Annotated in this window: 18 protein-coding genes and 1 pseudogene; 2 read left to right on the top strand and 17 right to left on the bottom strand. The window is 38.4% G+C overall.

Annotation, left to right across the window (positions count from 1 at the left end):
* Positions 1-255 precede the first annotated feature (255 nt).
* Positions 256-2,505, top strand: coding sequence for a TonB-dependent receptor (locus tag PAT01_RS14880; RefSeq protein WP_055255504.1), 2,250 nt, complete (start codon positions 256-258; stop codon positions 2,503-2,505).
* Positions 2,506-2,538: 33 nt separating this feature from the next.
* On the opposite strand, the gene PAT01_RS14875 is transcribed toward PAT01_RS14880, so the two are convergent.
* The 5 genes from PAT01_RS14875 to PAT01_RS14855 all read right to left on the bottom strand — a co-directional run bounded on the left by PAT01_RS14875 (position 2,539) and on the right by PAT01_RS14855 (position 6,469).
* Positions 2,539-3,060, bottom strand: a complete 522-nt coding sequence (locus PAT01_RS14875) for a hypothetical protein (protein WP_126009363.1) — start codon at positions 3,058-3,060, stop codon at positions 2,539-2,541.
* 58 nt (positions 3,061-3,118) lie between these two features.
* Positions 3,119-4,669, bottom strand: a complete 1,551-nt coding sequence (locus tag PAT01_RS14870) for an EAL domain-containing protein (protein WP_138576561.1) — start codon at positions 4,667-4,669, stop codon at positions 3,119-3,121.
* A 126-nt stretch (positions 4,670-4,795) separates the two neighbouring features.
* On the bottom strand, positions 4,796-5,419 hold the full coding sequence (locus PAT01_RS14865) for a GDSL-type esterase/lipase family protein (RefSeq protein ID WP_318299759.1): 624 nt from the start codon (positions 5,417-5,419) through the stop codon (positions 4,796-4,798).
* Positions 5,419-5,931, bottom strand: coding sequence for a DsrE family protein (locus PAT01_RS14860; protein ID WP_138576563.1), 513 nt, complete (start codon positions 5,929-5,931; stop codon positions 5,419-5,421). The genes PAT01_RS14865 and PAT01_RS14860 overlap by 1 nt, the downstream gene beginning before the upstream one ends.
* A 64-nt stretch (positions 5,932-5,995) precedes the next feature.
* Complete coding sequence (locus PAT01_RS14855; RefSeq protein WP_138576565.1) at positions 5,996-6,469, bottom strand: flavodoxin family protein; 474 nt, start codon at positions 6,467-6,469, stop codon at positions 5,996-5,998.
* A 77-nt stretch (positions 6,470-6,546) separates the two neighbouring features.
* Between PAT01_RS14855 and soxR the strand changes: the two genes are divergently transcribed.
* Positions 6,547-7,008 carry a redox-sensitive transcriptional activator SoxR gene (gene soxR / locus PAT01_RS14850; protein WP_154945733.1) on the top strand — a complete coding sequence of 154 codons (462 nt, stop codon included), beginning with the start codon at positions 6,547-6,549 and terminating at the stop codon, positions 7,006-7,008.
* 14 nt (positions 7,009-7,022) lie between these two features.
* On the opposite strand, the gene PAT01_RS14845 is transcribed toward soxR, so the two are convergent.
* The 12 genes and pseudogenes from PAT01_RS14845 to PAT01_RS20105 form a co-directional block, all read right to left on the bottom strand.
* Positions 7,023-8,189: a lipase family protein gene (locus tag PAT01_RS14845; protein WP_154945732.1), complete on the bottom strand. Its 1,167-nt coding sequence runs from the start codon at positions 8,187-8,189 to the stop codon at positions 7,023-7,025.
* A 23-nt stretch (positions 8,190-8,212) separates the two neighbouring features.
* Positions 8,213-8,731 (bottom strand): DUF6795 domain-containing protein, encoded by a 519-nt coding sequence (locus PAT01_RS14840; protein ID WP_024032856.1) that lies wholly within the window; start codon positions 8,729-8,731, stop codon positions 8,213-8,215.
* 145 nt (positions 8,732-8,876) lie between these two features.
* Positions 8,877-9,656, bottom strand: a complete 780-nt coding sequence (locus PAT01_RS14835; protein ID WP_154945731.1) for a hypothetical protein — start codon at positions 9,654-9,656, stop codon at positions 8,877-8,879.
* Positions 9,657-9,745: 89 nt separating this feature from the next.
* Positions 9,746-10,012 (bottom strand): hypothetical protein, encoded by a 267-nt coding sequence (locus tag PAT01_RS14830; RefSeq protein ID WP_096042758.1) that lies wholly within the window; start codon positions 10,010-10,012, stop codon positions 9,746-9,748.
* Between the two features lie 76 nt (positions 10,013-10,088).
* Complete coding sequence (locus PAT01_RS14825; RefSeq protein ID WP_154945730.1) at positions 10,089-10,307, bottom strand: hypothetical protein; 219 nt, start codon at positions 10,305-10,307, stop codon at positions 10,089-10,091.
* A 480-nt stretch (positions 10,308-10,787) separates the two neighbouring features.
* A pseudogene (locus PAT01_RS14820) lies at positions 10,788-11,094 on the bottom strand (hypothetical protein); the annotation flags it as partial.
* A 128-nt stretch (positions 11,095-11,222) separates the two neighbouring features.
* Positions 11,223-11,657, bottom strand: a complete 435-nt coding sequence (locus tag PAT01_RS14815; RefSeq protein WP_096042756.1) for a hypothetical protein — start codon at positions 11,655-11,657, stop codon at positions 11,223-11,225.
* Positions 11,644-12,534, bottom strand: coding sequence for an N-acetylmuramidase domain-containing protein (locus PAT01_RS14810; protein WP_096042755.1), 891 nt, complete (start codon positions 12,532-12,534; stop codon positions 11,644-11,646). Before PAT01_RS14810 ends, PAT01_RS14815 begins: the two co-directional genes overlap by 14 nt.
* Before the next feature lie 82 nt (positions 12,535-12,616).
* Positions 12,617-12,763 (bottom strand): transthyretin-like family protein, encoded by a 147-nt coding sequence (locus PAT01_RS20110; protein ID WP_186807291.1) that lies wholly within the window; start codon positions 12,761-12,763, stop codon positions 12,617-12,619.
* A 20-nt stretch (positions 12,764-12,783) separates the two neighbouring features.
* Positions 12,784-13,509: an immunity 49 family protein gene (locus PAT01_RS14805; RefSeq protein WP_186807290.1), complete on the bottom strand. Its 726-nt coding sequence runs from the start codon at positions 13,507-13,509 to the stop codon at positions 12,784-12,786.
* Between the two features lie 159 nt (positions 13,510-13,668).
* Positions 13,669-14,229, bottom strand: a complete 561-nt coding sequence (locus PAT01_RS14800; RefSeq protein WP_154945728.1) for a hypothetical protein — start codon at positions 14,227-14,229, stop codon at positions 13,669-13,671.
* A partial coding sequence (locus PAT01_RS20105; protein ID WP_186807289.1) for a hypothetical protein occupies positions 14,219-14,672 on the bottom strand: 454 nt, incomplete at its 5' end. The genes PAT01_RS20105 and PAT01_RS14800, both read right to left, overlap by 11 nt.

Below are 14,672 nucleotides of genomic sequence, written 5' to 3'. Positions count from 1 at the left end.
TAATGTTTAATGTAACTAGCTGACAATATAGCATTATTAATTTTTTCTGGCTTGCCTCACAGGCTAAAAAAGCCATACCTAGGCTTTTACGCTCAATATTTCTACAAATATAATTCATAAATAATTTACAAATAAATATTGCAAACGTTTGCATTAGTCTTTAAGGTTTCATCATATACAGCCTGTTTATATAAAAACTTTGTATACAGCGCAGTAAAAAACACACTGTTTAACACACTAAAAACGGGATCACACATGACATTCAATAAAGCAAAAAGTACATTAGCGTGCGCTATAACTTTAGCCTTGAGCTCACACGCCACCTTTGCACAAGAGCAAGCACAAGAAACCAAGGTAGAGCGAATTGTTGTTTCGGGCACACCTACCGGGGTCGGCATCAGAAAAATTGATGCAGGCTACGCTGTTACAAATATTGATAGCCAGCAAATTATTAAACTTTCACCTAAAAGCACTGCCGATCTGTTTAAAGCCGTACCTGGGGTTTGGGTAGAAAGCTCAGGGGGTGAATCTGGTGCCAATGTATTTGTACGTGGTTTTCCTGGCGGCGGTGACGCCCCATTTTTAACCTTAAGTATTGAAGGGTCACCCGTTTACCCAGCCCCTACATTATCGTTTTTAGAAAACTCTTCACTTTTTAGAATTGATGAAACGATTGAGACCATGGAGGCTTTACGCGGTGGGCCAAACCCTGTTTTATCAAACGGCCAACCGGGTTTAACAACTAACTTTAGGCTAAAGCGCGGTGGTGAAGACACCGAAGGCTTATTTAAATACACAACATCTGATTACGACCTACAACGAGTAGATGCTGTTATTAGTGGTGAAATTACTGACGATTTATACTTTATGGTTGGCGGCTATGTAAAAAGCTCTCCGGGTATTCGTGATGCAGGTTTTACCTCTGAGAAAGGCAGCCAATTTACCATTAATATCACTAAAGATTTAGATAACGGCGAGCTTAACTTTTATACCCGTCAAACAGATGACCATGGTGCATGGTACTTACCTACCCCACTTAATATTGAAGGGATTGACGCAGAATATACCCAACTTGGCACGTTAAACCGCCAAGCAACCATTTTTACCGGCCCCGATGCACAAGCACACGATATTGACTTAGGGGATGGCCGAGGCTGGGACGGCCATGTAACAGGCGGTAGCATTAAACTAGAGCTTGATAATGGTTGGCAATTTTCTGACCGCTTTAATATAACTAAAGGGGATGCCAATACATACGGGTTGGTGCCAAGTGGCTCAGCAACCACGGTTGGTGCAGTTGCCGATAATGGGCAAACCGCATTTGGTGCAGTAACCAATACTGAGTACGCAAGCGACACCCCAATACAACAACTTGGCCGCTGGGTTGTTTTAAAAGAAATTAGCTCATTTACAAACGATTTAGCGTTTTCAAAGCAATTTGATAATTTATCAGCCACGTTTGGTTACTACACAGCTAGTACATCGGCAAACGATTGGTGGAGTTTAGGTAATACGGCTTACCACGTACTAGAAGCCGGCGGCGAGTCGCTAACTGGCATTGAGTGTAATCAAAGCACTGATGGCTGCGATTTTAACTACGATATTAGCTCAACAGGTGATGCGCGCACCAATGCGTTTTATGTAACAGCTCAATACAAATTTGCCGACGACTTTACATTAGATGCAGGCGTGCGCCACGAAAGTCATGAAGTAGAATACAGTGTTGATGAAGACCTTGATGGAATTATTACCAAAACAGTTAACTATGATGAAAGTAAAACATCGTGGACAACGGGGATTAACTATTCAATAAACGATGACATGGGTGTATTTGCACGCGTAAACCGTGGTTATAAAATGCCTTACTTTGACGACTTTAGAGATAACTTTAGCGCTTATGAAGGCGGCGAAAAGCTAATTAAAGAAGTAACCCAAGGCGAATTTGGCTACAAGCTAATTTCTGACTCTACAGACTTTTACGCTACCTTGTTTGTTAACGAAGTAAAGGGCGATACATTTGTACGCCGCCCAGGTGTACCTGCAGAAATTTTAACAAACGAAGCGTACGGTGTTGAGCTTGATTATAACTTTAATCATCAGTCGGGTTTTTCGGTTAATTTAAATACCACACTACAAGAAACCGAAATAACGCAAAGCCCAACCAATGAAGGAAATGAATCTCAGCGCCAGCCAAAGTGGCAAGTGCGTATCACACCTAGCTACGACTTTGAACTACAAGGTATGTATGCCACGTTATATGGCACACTGTCGGCTGTTGATGACCGCTTTGGTAACAACGAAAACACGGTGACTCTTGATGGCTACGAAAAAGTAGACTTAGGTTTAATTTTAGAACCTATGGAAGGCATAAAACTACAACTGGCCATTGATAACTTAACGGATGAGCAAGGTATAACAGAGGGCGACCCACGTAATGCCGATGCCCCAAATGGCCGCTATATTATGCCACGCACTACGCGCTTTAGTGTAAGTTATGCGTTTTAAACACACTTAATACTAAAGGGAGCTTGGCTCCCTTTATTTTATTTTTTCGTTTAGTTTATTAAGCGCCTCTACCGAAAAGCCCCTATCGTAAAAATGTAAAATTTTACCTTTGCTATCTATTAAAACAACGCGAGTATTGTTTGGGTTTTTATTACCTGTAAATTTTTGCACAGCTTCACCATCTTCATAAATAGTGATTACCCCGCCCCAAAGCTCTTTTGGTATACCCTTGCGCATACCGCTGTCTATAAATGTACTAAACATACGCGGGGCCATACCTGCTATGGTAGGCAGTTCGTAAGTGGGTAATGTAACCCCTGTCATGTCTAAGCCAATTAACCAACGGTCTATGTCAAATTGGCTATCTTGTTTATAGCCAATGAGTAACAAGGTTTTATCGGCTTTAAAATCACTCGGTATGGTTACGCTTTTCTCATCTAGGCTTTGGCCGCTAATGGTTGGAAACTGCTTACCGGTAATTTGCTGATTTGGGTATTGAGCTGAGCACGCACTAAGCATTAACACCATAAATGCGCTGGCTATTATTTTAATCATTTTAAAACCTTACACTGTTATAAATATCATACTCATACGTGTATGAGGTAAAACACGTTTAAACCGTTTGCAATTTTAAATACGCTTTAAACTCTCGAAGTGCCATGGGTTTGGCATATTTCCAGCCTTGGCCATAATGTACGCCAGCTTGTTTTAGTATGGCTTCTTGCTCATTTGTTTCTATGCCTTCTGCTACACAGGTGTAGTTAAACTTACGTACCAACGCCATAATATTGGGGATCATTGAGGCCTTTAAGCCTTGTGTTGTTATGTCTTGTACAAAGGTGCGGTCAATTTTAAGCTGATGAAAGCTCAAGTTTTGTAGATTTTTTAAGTTAGAGTAACCCGTACCAAAATCATCTATCGATAAATTAAAGCCCGCCTTAACCAGCCTTTTAAAGTGGGCATGGGCAACTGTTGAGTCTAAGTATTCGTCTTCTGTTATTTCTAAACAAATAATAAAGCGCGAATCGGTGAGTGCCGGTATGTCTTTTAAAAGCGCAATATTGCCTGTTTCTACATCGTAGGGAAAAATATTAATAGAAATTTTAAAATTGCGCGGTAATGCCTCAACGGTGGTTAGCTCATAAAGTACTTTTTCAATCATGGCTTGGGTAAAGCGCCACGTTAAATTGGTTTTTCTGATAATAGGAATAAATTGATCAGGAAATAAAACGCCGTATTTATCTTCAAAACGGGCCAACGCCTCACAGCCAACCACTTTACCCGTTTGCAAACAAATAATGGGTTGGTAGGTCCAATAAAATGAGCCCTTTTTAAGGCCTTTGCGCACCCGCGTAATAGTTGAGCGCCTAGCCGCTAAGCTATAGTCAATTAACAGCCCACTTGATACACCCGCTAACGAAATTAAAATAAGCGAAATAATCAATAAAAATTGATTATCAGCAAAAAATTGGCTCCACGGAAGTTGTGCGGCTGCGCAGTACCCGGGGTTATTAGTACTGCATTTAATAATTGATTCATAAGGTAAAAATGAGTGATTTTTTACCTGCTCATAAACCCCTTTAGCCCCCGCTAAATGAAACGTCTCGCGCGTGTTTTTATAAAGTACTTCCCATTTGGTCGATACAATTACTTTATCGTTAAAAGCGCGCGTATCGACTATTAAATTGTAATTACCTTGCCTTACAATTATCACTTCCATTGCTCGGCCACTAAACAAAAGTAAATACAATTGTGGTTCGTACCTTACGCGCACAGGTTTATTATCGTATTTATCAATTCGAATGTAGTCGGGAGGATTATCGGTAATTGTAGCTGCCAGCTTTCCAGCACCGGTGGTGCAAACCAGCTCATTATTTGTAAAAAAGCCAATATCTATCACGTATTGTGCATCAAACAACGCGCGGCGCATTTCTATCAATGTATTGTTATTACATTGTTTAGCGTTTGCGTTATTTAGGCGGGTTAAAATTTTTCTACGTTCTGTTGCGGCAGCATCTATGTGTTGAACAATATAATTTGAATCTCGCGCTAACTGCCTACTTAGCTTTTGTGCAGCAAAGTACATCAGTGTGCTAGCACATATAATAAAAACCACGACACCGCTTAATACTGCAATTAAAGACCTACGTTGATATTGTTTCATAACACCTTTTTAAAGAAGCTGTGTGTGAGTCAGGTGCAATAATAATTGCATATCTGGGCATAAAAGCAATCAAGCTTGTAAAATAATTAAAGCAAATTACGTTTTTAATTTATTGATTTGTTTGCATTATAATTGCAAAACCAGGTGGCTGAGTATATCGCTAAGCTGCTTATGGCCTTGGCTATTTAAATGTATACCATCGCTCCCTAGGGGGGCGTTAAGGTGTGATATATCAACGTAATTAAGCGCGTGCTCGTGTGCTATACGTTTAAAGAGAGCGTTTAGGGGCAATAACTTTTGATTACAGTTTAAATAAATATGGCTTAATCCATGCTGAGGGTTAATAAATAAAGGACCAATAACAATTATGTTTGGTAAGTTAGCTGGCGAGTAAAATTGCTTAATAGAGCCAATAAAATGCGTAAGGCCGGTGGCTATATCTGCTGGGACTAAGTTAAAACGCTTTTTTAAATCGTTAGTGCCAAGTGCAATAATAAGCGTGTGTAAAGCGTGTTGCTGCAAATCGGGTTTTAAATAGCGAATACCATTAAGCTCCCCCGTAAAAGGCGGGTTATTCACAAGCGTACGGTTTGGCTGCCCCGACTCTATTACGGTAAAGCCGCTGCCTAGCTGTTGCTGTAACCGCGCCGTCCAACGGGTATTTTCATCATAGCGCTTTCCTGTTTCGGGGTTTAAGCCCCACGTATTAGAGTCGCCAAAGCAGAGTATATTTTTTGTTATTTGCGTCATTAAAATGGATTAAGCGTATAGCCTTGTTGTTGAAGTTGTGCGTGCGCGGTCATCGCAGAAAGCGACATTTTTACGCCATCAATGAGCAATTCAGGCGTTACTTTAAAGTGAGTAGCCGATTGCCCGCACACATACACCTGAGTGTTATTAGCAAGTAGCTGCTCAATTAACGCTTGGTTTTTATTATCAGCACTAAAGCGTTTTTTATATTCGCTGTTAGCTAACACATCAACGCTTGCGCTGCCGTGCACAACTAATGCAAGTTGAATGTTTTCAGGCTTTACACCATGCGCTACATGCATGTTAATAAAACGCGCTAACGAATTTATTGAATTATTTTGCTCGCCTTTTTTAGCACCATCGGCAACATCAAATGCTATTTTAAATACCGTAGAGCTATTAATTTTGTCATGCTCGGGTACATTATAATAATTACCAAACCCGTTAATTGGTTGCTCATTAGCATTAATAAACGGGCTAAAAAGCAGCACTAACCCTAGTAAATATTTCATAAAACAATCCTGTGTTTTTAAGCGTATTACTAAACTACCAGAGACAACCAAAAAAGGCTGCAATTTAAGCAACCTTTTGGGTACTTTTATGGTGATGATTAATAAACTGCATACCTAAATAACTAAACGTATTTTTAAATTGCTCTACAAAACACGCCGGCGCTTCAGTTGATGACGCATTAGAAAGCACTGAAAAATGCTTACTACGCAGCGTTCGTAATTTTGGTTTTAATGCTTCATCGTCCATGTAGTCGGTTATTCTATCAATAAATAACTTCATTTGTACCGTGGTGCTGTACCAATAAACGGGTGAGGCAAACACCCAGTGGTCATACTTTAATAGTGCTTCAAATACAGCGTAAAAGTCATCGCTTTTATAGTTTTTGTTATAACAGTACGGCGCTATTTTATAATCATCTAAACATATTATCCTTACATCGTTTTGCTCAGCAAAGCTGTTAACGTGTGCCTGCGTATTACCATTTTTACGTGCGCTTGAGTAAATAATAACAGTGCTGCGTTTAAGTTTTTGTTGCATTTAGTTAGCTCCTTTTTTAATGTTGAAAGAAGCTTAAAACCTCAACTTATATTGAGGTCAACCGGAAATTTAAAACAATGCCAATAGATCAAAAAAAACTAACCGAGGCTAACCTAACCGTAGGTTATGTCGCTAAGCGCAGCGGCGTAAAAGTATCAACCCTACACTTTTACGAAACAAAAGAACTCATACGTAGTTGGCGAAATAGCGGCAACCAACGCCGCTATAAAAAAGATGTGCTGCGCCGTATAGCGGTAATAAAAGCCGCACAAGCCATGGGAATAACACTTGATGAAATTAAACACACCCTGGCCACATTACCTGAGCAGCGCACTCCCACACAAAAAGACTGGTCAGCCCTTTCAAAGCAATGGCAAGCACAGCTTGATGAGCGCATAGCGTATATGCAGCGCCTACGCGACCGCGTAGATGGCTGTATTGGTTGTGGGTGTTTATCTATGAGTAAGTGCCCTATGTATAACAAAAACGACCACTTAGGCGAAAACCAAAGTGGTGCTATTTTGTTAGAGCGAGATTGAGATTTAAATTAAGGTTAGTCTAGGCCGCTAAGCCCTTCTCTTGCAGCTCTGTATAAAGCGCCTAGGGTTGAGTCGAAAACAGATTTTATAAAGCTATAAGTCAGCTCCACCGCTTTACTAATTACTTTGCCTGCAAACACTAACATATGCCCTAATAAACCTAAGGTTTGTGTTGCAAACGAGGCTGACGCTTTAGCTATTTTATCAAGCGTTCGCGCCAACATATCGTAAAAAGTGAGCCCAGTACCAATAGCTGCTTGGGCAGCAACTGCGCTGTAATAGCCTGCATCTTTTAAAAGGGTAATTAATGCAGCACCTAGTTTATCTGCCCAATGTGAGGTAAATGATGCTTGATTTCTGTCTTCAAATTTTAAACGCACAGGCATGTTTAAAAAGTGATTAGCTTGTATAGTTAAGTTGTTCCAATTATTGCTATTGGCAGTGTTTAAGTAGCCAGGCGTACCAGCAAGAGTATGAGCAGCACCTTTTAAACCTTGTCCACTATCTAAACGTATTTCTTGGCCATTGTGCGGAGCATGCGAAAAAGGCCATAAAGGCACTTTAGCCACTGGGTCAGCCCCATGTGTACAGCGATAAATTTTATCGATTCTAGATGTTGCTGCGCGAGAAAAGTTTTCAAGCCCAACACGTGGCGAACCAAACGTATATAATTTTACAGGAAGTGAATACTCAGCTTTGATCCAATCAGCAGAAAGCGTCGCTAACGCACCACCCAAGCTGTGGCCAACTAAATGAACGCAACCAGTCACTTTATCTTGAATATTCGCTGCTATAAACTCTTGCAGCGCAGGCTTCATACTATAAAAAGTCTTATTAAAACCAGCATGCACCATACTGCCATTTGACCCACCACTCACACCAAAGTGCCCATCGGTTAATCCATCTCTTAGCGAGTTAGTCCCCCGAATAGTTATAACCGAATCGCCCTCATACGCGCCAAGCCCATGCCCTACTAAAGCAAAGCCCGTGCTTAAATTAAATAAATGAGAAAAAAAGCTGCCCGTTATCCCTTGTACTGCGCCAGGGTTAACAGAAAAGTTAAAATTGTCGCGCAAAGAGGCATGAAGTGTGCGATTGAGTAAATTAGTGGTTTTAATACTTTTTGCTTTATAAGCAAGGTTTGCTAATTGTACGGCTTGAGTGGGTGTCAAAGTATTCATATAAGTTCCCTTTAAATAAATAGTTAAAGTTTACATGATGTGTATATCGCAAAAGTGTGGCTTGTATCTTCTTTAATTGGAATATCGTAAGTTTGTGGCTCTTGGCCAATATCACACTCTAAGTGTGCAAGAAGCGCTTTGAGTGTATCGCTATCTTCATGAATTGAAACAAGTGTGTACCACAAAACAATCCCTTCTGGCGTGCCGTTTTCTAAATAAATATGTTGAACCAACGAGTCGTTATCAAACATATTAGAAGGTTTACCTGTTTTTATTGTTTTTTCTGTGAAGGTAAAATAACCCTGTTCATCTGTTGTGGTTTCATCAACGTATTCATCGCCATAGGTAAGTGAGCGCATCACTTTAGTGTTTGCAACTGGCTGCCCATTATCTAATAACTGCCCTTTTACTGGAGCCGATAAATAAAATTCTTGTTTATTAAAAAAGCCAAACATATCTGCACAAGCCTGTGATGTAGTAAAAAAAACAACGGCAATAGAGACTATTACCAATACAAAAATTTTTAAGCGCGATAAAAACAAAGCAAACTCTCTCCCAAGGCCTAGCTATAAACTACTTAATATATATGGCTAATCAATTACACCAGCCATATTTATGCTGAAAAAGTAGGGGTCTAATTAGGTACAATTATACTGCATGTTTTTTAATCAAAAAACAATCACTAATCTAATTATAAAATAGTGTATATATTAATTTACCAATGCCACTAAACATGATGCCGCCCATAAGCAAAAAAGCATACATAATACTAATAGCACCGGCTGAAGGGTCGCTCTTTTTATCAATTTCTATGCATGCCGTACACACAACAAAAAATATAAAAAAGTTAGCTATCACACCTAAAATAAAAGTATTGCCAAATAACGGTGATACGCCAGCTAAAACTGCACCCAAAATTAACAGCGAGCCTGAAATTGAATGTTTATCAAACCGGCTTTCAATTATTTTTATAACTAAAGTGGTTAGCATAGATAGTGAAAAGTATAGCGTTGGCCAAAACTGATAATATAAATACCCCCAGTTTAAAAGCTCACCTGAAGTTGATGAAAAAGCTTGCTGGCCTATGTCGGCCGCTGAACCATTCGCGGCATTTTCGCTAAAAAGGTACCCTATCCCACCGATAATTAATTTTATAAGCCAAAAAAATAAAAAACTGGCAATTGTAAATCCGATAGCGTCATCCCTTGTTAATCGTTTTTTAGCTTTGCTTTTTACAATAATGGCGAGCATTAAACCTAATAGGCATACAGTTCCTAAATAAAGTACCGCCTGCCAAAAGTCATCAGGATAAAATACAGCTAACCCTGGCGCTATAAATAGATACATAGCATCCTCGTTATCTAGGGAACGGTTTCGGGCACTTTGCTCAGACTCTTTAAAAAGAGCTAAATATACAAATAAAGGCTGTAAAAACAGCATTAAAATACTCGTGGTAATAAGGCTCATACATCATCCTTAATGAGAAAAACAAATGCAGCACACGTGCTGCATTAAAATTAAAAATGTGGGTGCTCAATAAAAAAGAGAGGTAGGTATTAAAGGTTTATTTTTTGAAAGTATGTTTTAAGTTTTAAAAGCCCTGACTCAAGTTCAAATTTTTGTATTTTAGGATTTTTGAATTTAAACCCATTAGAAATATGGGTATTAATCATCGTCGCCATACCCTCAAACCCAGCTGGTGCTGTGGCAACTAAATCGCTCAACAAGGGCATGATAAGCACTTGATGCTCTTCTATTAAAGTTGGGTTTTCGTATATATCGTAAACAAGGTTAGTTAATGTTTGTTGGTTTTGTTGTTCCATAGCATTTCTATAGCGCCTTAGCTTAGGCGTTCATAGCTCCCTAGAGTTCTAAATTGAATAAAGGTAAAAAAAATTATTACTTTTTGTTCCTTCGGTTACTTTTTGCCATTTCTTTTTCGACAGCAGCACGAGCGTCTTTTATATCTTTAAAAAAATCATACTGATATTTAATAAGACCTTGGTATTTTTCTCCTTTAATTAAATAAAAAGAGAGCAACATAAAGGCTACATTGATAGCTGTTGCAATATAATACCCATTACCTTCTAAAATTATAAAAGTCGGTAAGCAAATCACAGCTAAAAATAAAGCATAGAATTTTAATATATTTGCGCAAAAAAAGAGCCTTGGCTTACTTTAAAATTTATAAGGCAAAATGCTACCCCTGTAGAAAATAAAATGCCTAACAGCCACTCAGGTTCTGTATCAAAGTATTGCGTTAACACAGTCATTCCGGAGTATGCAGTACCCAAAAGTAAGAGCACTGTTACTAATAGAAACCTTCGTAAAAGCTTCCATGGTGGAAATAATAGAAATACCTCATCGTTTTTAGACACTACTTACTCAACTCCTCATATACTTCAGTTGCAAGTAAAAGCTAAACTGTGCCATAAAAATTTTTAGATTAAGAACCTATCTTTCCTAATAAATTTAGTTTATTTAACCCATAAAATAGAATTTTACTGCTGTTAAATTTAAATTAAACGCATAAAAATCGCTGCATGATGCAGTTGTGATTTATTACTAAAATTTCACTATAGTTGATTTAATTTTATGCGAGTAGCTTTCGCCCTCTATATATTTCTGTGTAAGTACAGTACCTCTACACAGTTTATGCCAACGAATAATGGTCACTTTATCATTCAGCTTTTTTGTCATCTACATACAGAACCAAGTGAGTATGGTTACTAATAACAGCATAAGGGCACACATCAATACAAAATATCTCGGCTAACTCAAGCAGCTTATCTTCAACCCAGCCTCGTCGATGTTCATAAGATTGACCTGTAAAATGCTCTTCACCGCACAAAAAAGCACGCCGAACACAACGCGAGATACAGTGGTAATATTTTGTATCAGCCAAACTTCAAAATTAAGATGAGTGTCTAGTTTATTCTGCCATCTAGTTTAATCTGCCAATTAACACCCACTATTTAAAGTGGGTATCATGTTATTTATTCTAAAGGTGGGGCTGAATAGTTACGATGCACTTTAAAAATCATCAATAGCAGATAGCTTGCTAAAACTTGAATCATCACAAGTCCAATATTCTTTTTTGCCATTTTTTTGTATGGTGACTGATTTTTCCTCTGTAACCGTATCAAACTCTTCACTGTAGTAATCACTTACTACGACGTCACCATTAGCTTGCGTAAAAGTCATACTATGCTCTGTAACTAAAGAGCGGTGATAACTGGACTTACTTATATCACTGAGTGAAATGGAATTGATGAGGTTGCTTCCATCAACATTAAACGCCTCCAATTTAAATGTTCCATTCACTTCACTAACAACAATTTCGACTGGCTTAGGTGCATCAGCTTGACACTTAAATATAATCTCAGCCTCACTTTGAGTTGCATTACATGATGCAACAAAAAATAGCGGAAGAATAAATAAAGCCTGAAAACGGTTATTTTTTATCATATTTTTCAAATGCCTTTTGCAGTTTGATATCGTATTGGTTCTCCGCATATTTTGACCCATTATAGCCTTTGGCAAATGCAGCCCAATTTAGCGTGAGCAGGTGTTTCTCTAGGCCTTTATGTTTCACAAAATTAACAAACGCATCAAGTTGCTTTCTTTCAGAGCTAAACATTGTTCGTACAAACTCCTCAACATTAGAAAACCCTGATGCACGATAGTTAAAGCCCATAATTTGAAAACGCCCCCAAGAAGCTGATTTTAATGCCTCTGTTGAATTTAGAGTCATAGCCTCTTCTAGTCTTGTGTATTCTCTTGTACCACCTATGTATAAACTACGATTCCAGTGTCTGCTAGATATAGATGGATGACTCTGATCATATATATGGTTTGTATAGCGAGAAAATATATGTGCTTCATATAAGATCTTTGGTTTACCATTGGAAAAAAATGCATCACCAGAAGATTCAACATCGGCGACAGCTTTAATAGCTGCAACTTTACATCCTAGTTCCTTTGCAATATCTTGATAATCCGATTCTGATAGCTTTTTAACATCTGTAGAGGCAACTGGTAGCTTAAAGTTATTTTTAACTACAAGGGTTATAAGCTTTTCGTTAATTTTTCTATGGGTGCGTCCATTTGGATCTATTTTTCCATCTGGGCGTACCATGTTTACCACTTTGCTTTGAAACAACTTAATAGCCGCTACTGTTTTAGAGTTTTCAGGGCGCGAGCCTAAACGACCGTCTACGGTAAGTTTTCTAGTGGGCGCTATGAGGGAAAGAAGTGAATTTAAAGCGGTTTGTACGGTTTTTACATCGTTTAAATTGTTAGCGCCGCCCAATCCAACAGATTGAGTTATTCTGATTACTGCCATCGAAGCATCCTTTTCTTTAATGTTATATTTTTAATTACAATGTATTAGTAGTAAATTAACACCCACTATTTAAAATGGGTGTCTAGTTTATTCCCGCTTTTTCAATTTTATGTGCAAATTTGAGGCTGCGATTAATTAAAACACCTTCAACGGGATTGCCGTTTAAAGTAATAATCCCTTTAACTTCAGAGCACATGTGTACGTCACTTTTTTTTATTAAACCAAACATAGTGGTTTGAGCCTCCTTACCTATATTTCTAATTTTTTAAAATAAGTTCCATTAATTAAAAAACGAGGAAGTGAATCACTTTCAACCGTTACCTCATTACCCATATCGTGCCACATGCATGCCATACCTAGTAACTGTATGGGTAAGAATGATTCAACCGGAACAGTGTCTGGTTCACTTGCATTCATCCAGTATTTCTCTTGCAACTGTACATTTTTTGCAAGGGTTTCATTAAAATCAAAGCCAATATCTGTAGAAAGTGCGGCAAAGGTTTCTAAATACCCCATCGCTATACCTAATGCCCAGTCATTACCTTGCTCTACCGCCATTTTCATGCCCTCATTAAGTAGCGATGGATAATTCTCTTGTCGGTGATGATAAGCTTGAAACACCTCTACTAATTTATAAGAGACAGGGCCAGACTTAGTGGCACTTTGTTTCATAACTTCAACAGGGAAACTCGCCAAGCTATCCATACTTTCAGAATCGCGAGTGACCATAGCTAAAAAATAGGCGTCAAGCCACTGTTCAGGGTGAGCACGACCTGCCTCTAGCATTCCCTTACCATTCCAAGTCACTTCAGATAAATCGAATATTTTAAAGGTAAGATCTTGCTCTGGATGCTCTGCAAGCTTCAAAAATGCAGCATACATTTTTGAGGCATAACGTAAACCCATTGCAGACTCACTTTCGATTTCGGGTGTTTGAACTTCCCAAGTAAGCCAGCGAGAAAAATCAATATACAAACTTGAAAACCTTAATAAACTATCTCTTTTTTTTGATATATTAACAGGAATTTTCTTTATTCTTCTCTTTGGAGACTCTAGCCACTCATCCAACGACACATTTTCAAATTTAGGTTTATATGTTCTTTCAACTTTCATTTGCTATCCTACAACTATTGATTAATCGATATCAAATTCTGAAATATTGACTTCACTAATAGTAGAGCCAGTACTTGTATTAATAATTGGGGTTTCAATATGTAAATATTTAACTTCATTCCCATCGTCCATAGCTTCCATGATGGCTGATGCTGCTTCCCTATCTGTTTTGCCATTTACCTTACCATTTTTCTTCATATTCTCGGTAATAGCTTCAGCATATTCAGGCGTACCTTGCTGATAGTCTTTATCACCAATTTGCTTTTTACCCAGTGGGCTCTTACCGCCTTTGGCTTCAACAATTATCACATCACCATCAGAGTTTTGATAAACCATATCAAAGTTACTTGATACCGATGTCGAATGATCTAAACTATCTGGATGTATTCTCTTATAATCTGGGTAATTGGCTTTTACAGCCATATCGGCCGCCTTTTCTCCAATTTTAGCCGATTGCTCATTCACTTTAGGAGTTTGGTTGTTGTATCCATCTGTTTGCCGTGCAAATTCATCACGATTTTTCATTGCCTTGTCACGTGCGACGCAATGAACTTGTAGTTCTTCTTTTTCTTCAGGCTTCAATATATATATTTTCTGAATTATCTTTCTTTTTAGCCGTAACCAATGTTCTCGCTGTATTTTCTTTAATCCGCCCTTTGGTAGCCCATTCTTCATTAACTGCTTTACCATCAAATTCATGCATACCTGCAAATTCCTCAATAGTAAGCTCCATTTCTTTAGTTTCTCCCCCAATATTACGGTGAATAATTATGGTATTGTCCACCTCATTCATACTCTCTAATGTATAGGCATAATTTAACTTATTCACACCCTCTGGTTTTTGAACCTTTAACTTACCTTCTGGATCTGTGATTGTGGCACTATCTATCGCACTTTTTAATATTTTATCCTTCGCTGCTTGATCAATACCATTACCAACTAATGTACCTAGCATTGCAGATAATTTTTCTTGCCCCTCTTTACACAATAACCCAAACGGATCCACCCAATTAACCGGATTCGGT

The sequence above is a fragment of the Pseudoalteromonas atlantica genome (assembly GCA_007988745.1).
Lineage (GTDB): Bacteria > Pseudomonadota > Gammaproteobacteria > Enterobacterales > Alteromonadaceae > Pseudoalteromonas > Pseudoalteromonas atlantica.
This window is presented reverse-complemented; position numbering and strand designations above follow the sequence as displayed.

Bases quoted from the DNA above. Each gene is read 5' to 3' on its own strand.
- PAT01_RS14880 (WP_055255504.1), top strand. From the start codon at position 256: ATGACATTCAATAAAGCAAAAAGTACATTAGCGTGCGCTATAACTTTA.
- PAT01_RS14875 (WP_126009363.1), bottom strand. From the start codon at position 3,060: ATGATTAAAATAATAGCCAGCGCATTTATGGTGTTAATGCTTAGTGCG.
- PAT01_RS14870 (WP_138576561.1), bottom strand. From the start codon at position 4,669: ATGAAACAATATCAACGTAGGTCTTTAATTGCAGTATTAAGCGGTGTC.
- PAT01_RS14865 (WP_318299759.1), bottom strand. From the start codon at position 5,419: ATGACGCAAATAACAAAAAATATACTCTGCTTTGGCGACTCTAATACG.
- PAT01_RS14860 (WP_138576563.1), bottom strand. From the start codon at position 5,931: ATGAAATATTTACTAGGGTTAGTGCTGCTTTTTAGCCCGTTTATTAAT.
- PAT01_RS14855 (WP_138576565.1), bottom strand. From the start codon at position 6,469: ATGCAACAAAAACTTAAACGCAGCACTGTTATTATTTACTCAAGCGCA.
- soxR (WP_154945733.1), top strand. From the start codon at position 6,547: ATGCCAATAGATCAAAAAAAACTAACCGAGGCTAACCTAACCGTAGGT.
- PAT01_RS14845 (WP_154945732.1), bottom strand. From the start codon at position 8,189: ATGAATACTTTGACACCCACTCAAGCCGTACAATTAGCAAACCTTGCT.
- PAT01_RS14835 (WP_154945731.1), bottom strand. From the start codon at position 9,656: ATGAGCCTTATTACCACGAGTATTTTAATGCTGTTTTTACAGCCTTTA.
- PAT01_RS14830 (WP_096042758.1), bottom strand. From the start codon at position 10,012: ATGGAACAACAAAACCAACAAACATTAACTAACCTTGTTTACGATATA.
- PAT01_RS14815 (WP_096042756.1), bottom strand. From the start codon at position 11,657: ATGATAAAAAATAACCGTTTTCAGGCTTTATTTATTCTTCCGCTATTT.
- PAT01_RS14810 (WP_096042755.1), bottom strand. From the start codon at position 12,534: ATGGCAGTAATCAGAATAACTCAATCTGTTGGATTGGGCGGCGCTAAC.
- PAT01_RS20110 (WP_186807291.1), bottom strand. From the start codon at position 12,763: ATGTTTGGTTTAATAAAAAAAAGTGACGTACACATGTGCTCTGAAGTT.